1 protein-coding gene is annotated in these 1,319 nt (G+C 38.7%); it reads right to left on the bottom strand.

The window, feature by feature from the left end:
• Window positions 1-41 precede the first annotated feature (41 nt).
• Window positions 42-1,292 (bottom strand): group II intron reverse transcriptase/maturase, encoded by a 1,251-nt coding sequence (gene ltrA / locus ACFFIT_RS13255; RefSeq protein WP_385878408.1) that lies wholly within the window; start codon window positions 1,290-1,292, stop codon window positions 42-44.
• Window positions 1,293-1,319 lie beyond the last annotated feature (27 nt).

Genomic DNA, 1,319 nt, shown 5'->3' with positions numbered 1-1,319 from the left:
ATACGGCTCCTCTAACCCAACCTCTAGTGTGCTAAGATAATTTAGTTCCTTTTTAATTGCATTAGATGCCAATGAGCAAAAAGTCTTCCAAAGCGTGGACTAGATTTTAACTCTTCAATCAGTCTATAGGTTTTGGTTTTCTTACCTTTATAGCGTTTTCTTTTCCTCATAATCCATCTGACTAATCGCCCGTCAAGGACGCGCCATATGTCTTCTAGTTCTGATGGGTAGAATTTACTATAATAATTAATTATGCCTCTAATATATGGATTAATTGCTCTCGCAACGTTATCCAGTCCTTTAGGTATTAATGCTTGCCAATTAAAAGCGTTAATTGTTTGTTTGATTGCGTTTTTCTTTTCATCACTAATAGCAGGTAAGAACCCGGTAAACACTTGGTTAGTCCTTGTATTTATTGATCTTCTACGTCTGAAAGTGAAACCTAAAAAGTCAAATTTATTGTATTTCGCTTGCTTATTTGTACCCACATCGCAATTTACTATTTTTGTCTTTTCAGAGTGCAACTCTAACTTACAATCCCTCATTCTTCCTTTAAGCTTATCTAATACAAATTGCGCCTGTTTATCTGATGTGCAATGAATGATTGCATCATCAGCATAGCGTTCAAATGGTAGTGTCGGAAATTCACGCTCCATCCATTTGTCAAAGGTATAATGTAAGAAAAGATTCGCCAATAACGGACTGATGACACCACCTTGAGGTGTGCCACTTTCTCGTGACTCAATACTACCGTCAGGATACATAACATCCGCTTTTAGCCAACGTACTAGGGCAAGTCGAACCCATTTAGGAGGGGTTTGTTTATCTATTGCTTTTAGCATAAGCTCATGATCGATATTATCGAAAAACCCTTTAATATCTAAATCCACGACCCATTTATACTTAAAACAGTTAGACCGAGCTTGCGCCACTGCATCATGTGCCGATTTACCTTGTCTGTAACCAAACGATGAAGCATGGAACTTTGCATCCCATTGTTGCTCTATCTCTAGCTTGACAGCCATCTGCGCGACTCTATCCCCAACAGTAGGAATGCCGAGCGGACGCATCTTGCCATCAGATTTTGGTATTTCAACACGTTTTACTGGTGGTGGAAAATAGGTTCCTGAGCTAAGTCTATTCCAAATCTTATACAAATTCTTTGCTAGGTCGCGCTCAAAGGCTTCGATACTTATTTTATCAATACCTGCGGAGCCCCCATTTCCTTTCACTCGTTGCCATGCTTCTTGTACTTTCCATAAACTGATTAAAAAGGGTTTGGTTCTGTTCAATTATTTCATCCTTATACTTCAAGTTGT

Source organism: Thorsellia kenyensis (assembly GCF_042432445.1).
Classification (GTDB): Bacteria; Pseudomonadota; Gammaproteobacteria; order Enterobacterales; family Thorselliaceae; genus Thorsellia; species Thorsellia kenyensis.
This window is presented reverse-complemented; position numbering and strand designations above follow the sequence as displayed.